Annotated in this window: 3 rRNA genes; all 3 read right to left on the bottom strand. The window is 55.8% G+C overall.

The window, feature by feature from the left end:
* Window positions 1–55, bottom strand: a 5S ribosomal RNA gene (gene rrf, locus AC4LGL_RS33345); the annotation flags it as partial.
* A gap of 151 nt (window positions 56–206) precedes the next feature.
* Window positions 207–3,335 (bottom strand): 23S ribosomal RNA (locus AC4LGL_RS33340).
* A 402-nt stretch (window positions 3,336–3,737) separates the two neighbouring features.
* A 16S ribosomal RNA gene (locus AC4LGL_RS33335) occupies window positions 3,738–5,255 on the bottom strand.
* Window positions 5,256–5,356 lie beyond the last annotated feature (101 nt).

The raw sequence follows: 5,356 nt of genomic DNA, 5'->3' as shown, positions 1-5,356 counted from the left end.
AGCTTCCGGGTTCGGGATGGGACCGGGCGTTTCCCTGCCGCTATGGACCGCCGTAACTCTATTCACCCGTTTCTGGGTGTAAACCTTGTGTTTTGGTGGTGGGGTGCGGTGCACCCGTTCACACGAGGTGTGGGTGTTTGTGGTGTGGTTGCGAGGCTTGTTGTGCGTCTTACTGAAAACTCATCAAACGTTTGGTGTTTGTTGGTTGTTGTAAGTTTTCGGCCGGTTAGTGCCAGTTCCCTTCACCCATTACTGGGCTTCCAGGTCTGGCCTATCAATCCCGTGGTCTGCGGGGGGCCTTATCCCTCTAAAAGGGTGAGAAGCCTGGTCTTGGAGGGGGTTTCCCGCTTAGATGCTTTCAGCGGTTATCCTGTCCGAACGTGGCTATCCAGCCGTGCTCCTGGTGGAACAACTGGTACACCAGAGGTTCGTCCGTCCCGGTCCTCTCGTACTAGGGACAGATTTCCTCAAGCTTCTGACGCGCGCGGCGGATAGAGACCGAACTGTCTCACGACGTTCTAAACCCAGCTCGCGTGCCGCTTTAATGGGCGAACAGCCCAACCCTTGGGACCTGCTCCAGCCCCAGGATGCGACGAGCCGACATCGAGGTGCCAAACCATCCCGTCGATATGGACTCTTGGGGAAGATCAGCCTGTTATCCCCGGGGTACCTTTTATCCGTTGAGCGACACCCCTTCCACTCAGAGGTGCCGGATCACTAGTCCCGACTTTCGTCCCTGCTCGACATGTACGTCTCGCAGTCAAGCTCCCTTGTGCACTTACACTCAACACCTGATTGCCGTCCAGGTTGAGGGAACCTTTGGGCGCCTCCGTTACATTTTGGGAGGCAACCGCCCCAGTTAAACTACCCACCAGGCACTGTCCCTGAACCGGATATACGGTCCGAGGTTAGAGGCCCAATACGATCAGAGTGGTATTTCAACAACGACTCCACCCACACTGGCGTGTGAATTTCACAGTCTCCCACCTATCCTACACAAACCGTATCGAGCACCAATACCAAGTTGTAGTGAAGGTCCCGGGGTCTTTTCGTCCTGCCGCGCGTAACGAGCATCTTTACTCGTAGTGCAATTTCGCCGAGTCTATGGTTGAGACAGTTGAGAAGTCGTTACGCCATTCGTGCAGGTCGGAACTTACCCGACAAGGAATTTCGCTACCTTAGGATGGTTATAGTTACCACCGCCGTTTACTGGGGCTTAAATTCTCTGCTTCACCCCGAAGGGTTAACAGGTCCTCTTAACCTTCCAGCACCGGGCAGGCGTCAGTCCGTATACATCGTCTTGCGACTTCGCACGGACCTGTGTTTTTAGTAAACAGTCGCTTCTCACTGGTTTGTGCCACCCCCTCCCGCTGCCGGCCGCAAAAGCCTTGACGATATGGGGGTCCCCCTTCTCCCGAAGTTACGGGGGCATTTTGCCGAGTTCCTTAACCATAGTTCACTCGTACGCCTTAGTATTCTCTACCTGACCACCTGTGTTGGTTTGGGGTACGGGCCGTGTATGTCCTCGCTAGAGGCTTTTCTTGGCAGCATAGGATCACCGAATTCGCCTCAAACGGCTATGCATCACCTCTCAGGATTAATGAAACGCGGATTTGCCTACGTTTCTCCCTACCGGCTTACCCCAGTACAACCACTGACTGGTACGGCTACCTTCCTGCGTCACCCCATCGCTTGACTACTACCCACCGGGGTCCCACGCAGCCCCGTCAACGCCTCACCCCGAAGGGATCGGTCACGACGGTTTTGGATGGTTAGCACAATGGATTCATCATGGACGCACATACACGGGTACGGGAATATCAACCCGTTGTCCATCGACTACGCCTGTCGGCCTCGCCTTAGGTCCCGACTCACCCTGGGAGGACTGGCCTGGCCCAGGAACCCTTGGTCTTTCGGCGGGCAAGGTTCTCACTTGCCTATTCGCTACTCATGCCTGCATTCTCACTCCCACACCCTCCACAGCTAGATCACTCTGCTGCTTCACCGGATGCAGGACGCTCCCCTACCCAACGAACCAAAGGTTCGTTGCCGCGGCTTCGGCGGTGTACTTGAGCCCCGCTACATTATCGGCGCACAATCACTTGACCAGTGAGCTATTACGCACTCTTTCAAGGGTGGCTGCTTCTAAGCCAACCTCCTGGTTGTCTTCGCGACTGCACATCCTTTTCCACTTAGTACACGCTTAGGGGCCTTAGCCGGCGATCTGGGCTGTTTCCCTCTCGACGCACGGAGCTTATCCCCCGCCGTCTCACTGCCACATTCTTGGACTTGTCGGCATTCGGAGTTTGGCTGACGTCAGTAACCCTGTGGGGCCCATCGGCCATCCAGTAGCTCTACCTCCAACAAGAAACATGTGACGCTGCACCTAAATGCATTTCGGGGAGAACCAGCTATCACGGAGTTTGATTGGCCTTTCACCCCTACCCACAGCTCATCCCCTCAGTCTTCAACCTAAGTGGGTTCGGGCCTCCACGCGGTCTTACCCGCGCTTCACCCTGGCCATGGGTAGATCACTCCGCTTCGGGTCCAGAACACACCACTACACCACACACTGTTGTGTGGATACGCCCTATTCAGACTCGCTTTCGCTGCGGCTACCCCACACGGGTTAACCTCGCGACATGTCCCTGACTCGCAGGCTCATTCTTCAAAAGGCACGCCATCACCCCACGACAAAGTCGAAGGCTCTGACGGATTGTAAGCGCACGGTTTCAGGTACTATTTCACTCCCCTCCCGGGGTACTTTTCACCATTCCCTCACGGTACTAATCCGCTATCGGTCACTGGGAAGTATTCAGGCTTACCGGGTGGTCCCGGCAGATTCACAGCAGATTTCACGGGCCCGCTGCTACTCGGGAACACTGTTCAAGGCAGATGTCAGGCTTTCACGTACCGGGCTCTCACCGTCTACGGCAGGTCATCCCAAACCATTTCCGTTAACCACGACATTTTCTCACTACCCTCCAGCCAGGTAGAGCTGGAAAAACAGGTCCCACAACCCCGCACACACAACCCCTACCCGGTATCACATGCATACGGTTTAGCCATCCTCCGCTTTCGCTCGCCACTACTCACGGAATCACTTTTGTTTTCTCTTCCTACGGGTACTGAGATGTTTCACTTCCCCGCGTTCCCTCCCACTACCTATGTATTCAGTAGTGGGTAACACGACATCACTCGTGCTGGGTTTCCCCATTCGGACATCCTCGGATCAACGCTCGGTTGGCAGCTCCCCGAGGCATATCGCAGCCTCCAACGTCCTTCATCGGCTCCCAGTGCCAAGGCATCCACCATGCGCCCTTAAACACTTACAACACAAAAACCAAAAAATGAGTTTCAAAAGAAATTGCACATCAATATGCACACAAAACCAGGCCCCACCCACAAGGAGTGAGACCACACATTCTGCGCGCTAGATGCTCGCAACCACTATCCACAAATCAAACACCACACCCCACCACCAAAGTGAGGCAACAACACGCCGACACCCACCAACGCGGGAGCCACCCCCCAAAAAGGGGCACGGGCCTGTTGTCTCAAAGCCCAATAGTGTGTCTGATGATTTTCCGCAGATGCTTTCCCGCATCCCACGCCAAGTTTGTTGAGTGCACCAGACCCCCACCCACTACAGGTGCGAGGCCATCCAACGAATCGCCTGAAAGCTCAGCTGATCCCGCGATCTGCGGGGCCGGCCCAGGTCTCGTGGTGCTCCTTAGAAAGGAGGTGATCCAGCCGCACCTTCCGGTACGGCTACCTTGTTACGACTTCGTCCCAATCGCCGATCCCACCTTCGACGGCTCCCTCCACAAGGGTTAGGCCACCGGCTTCGGGTGTTACCGACTTTCATGACGTGACGGGCGGTGTGTACAAGGCCCGGGAACGTATTCACCGCAGCGTTGCTGATCTGCGATTACTAGCGACTCCGACTTCACGGGGTCGAGTTGCAGACCCCGATCCGAACTGAGACCGGCTTTGAAAGGATTCGCTCCACCTCACGGCATCGCAGCCCTTTGTACCGGCCATTGTAGCATGTGTGAAGCCCTGGACATAAGGGGCATGATGACTTGACGTCATCCCCACCTTCCTCCGAGTTGACCCCGGCAGTCTCTCACGAGTCCCCGCCATTACGCGCTGGCAACATAAGATAAGGGTTGCGCTCGTTGCGGGACTTAACCCAACATCTCACGACACGAGCTGACGACAGCCATGCACCACCTGCACACAGGCCACAAGGGAACCAATATCTCTACTGGCGTCCTGTGCATGTCAAACCCAGGTAAGGTTCTTCGCGTTGCATCGAATTAATCCACATGCTCCGCCGCTTGTGCGGGCCCCCGTCAATTTCTTTGAGTTTTAGCCTTGCGGCCGTACTCCCCAGGCGGGGTACTTAATGCGTTAGCTACGGCACGGATCCCAAGGAAGGAAACCCACACCTAGTACCCACCGTTTACGGCGTGGACTACCAGGGTATCTAATCCTGTTCGCTCCCCACGCTTTCGCTCCTCAGCGTCAGTTACTGCCCAGAGACCCGCCTTCGCCACCGGTGTTCCTCCTGATATCTGCGCATTCCACCGCTACACCAGGAATTCCAGTCTCCCCTGCAGTACTCTAGTCTGCCCGTATCGCCCGCACGCCCACAGTTAAGCTGTGAGTTTTCACGAACAACGCGACAAACCACCTACGAGCTCTTTACGCCCAGTAATTCCGGACAACGCTCGGACCCTACGTATTACCGCGGCTGCTGGCACGTAGTTGGCCGGTCCTTCTTCTATAGGTACCGTCACTTGCGCTTCGTCCCTATTGAAAGAGGTTTACAACCCGAAGGCCGTCATCCCTCACGCGGCGTCGCTGCATCAGGCTTGCGCCCATTGTGCAATATTCCCCACTGCTGCCTCCCGTAGGAGTCTGGGCCGTATCTCAGTCCCAGTGTGGCCGGTCACCCTCTCAGGCCGGCTACCCGTCGTCGCCTTGGTAGGCCATTACCCCACCAACAAGCTGATAGGCCGCGGGCCCATCCCACACCGCAAAAGCTTTCCACCACACACCAGGAAGTGCGCGGTCATATTCGGTATTAGACCCAGTTTCCCAGGCTTATCCCAAAGTGCAGGGCAGATCACCCACGTGTTACTCACCCGTTCGCCACTCGAGTACCCCGAAGGGCCTTTCCGTTCGACTTGCATGTGTTAAGCACGCCGCCAGCGTTCGTCCTGAGCCAGAATCAAACTCTCCAAACAAAAACCTCGGGACAAACCCGAAAGAATTCGAATCAGAAAAATTCGACCAAACAAAAGACACCAACAAACTGGCATCAAAAAAACAAAGCCACACCCTAAAC

This window comes from Mycolicibacterium arcueilense (assembly GCF_058536225.1).
The sequence above is the reverse complement of the archived record's forward strand: the minus strand, read 5'-3'. Positions and strand labels throughout refer to the sequence as shown.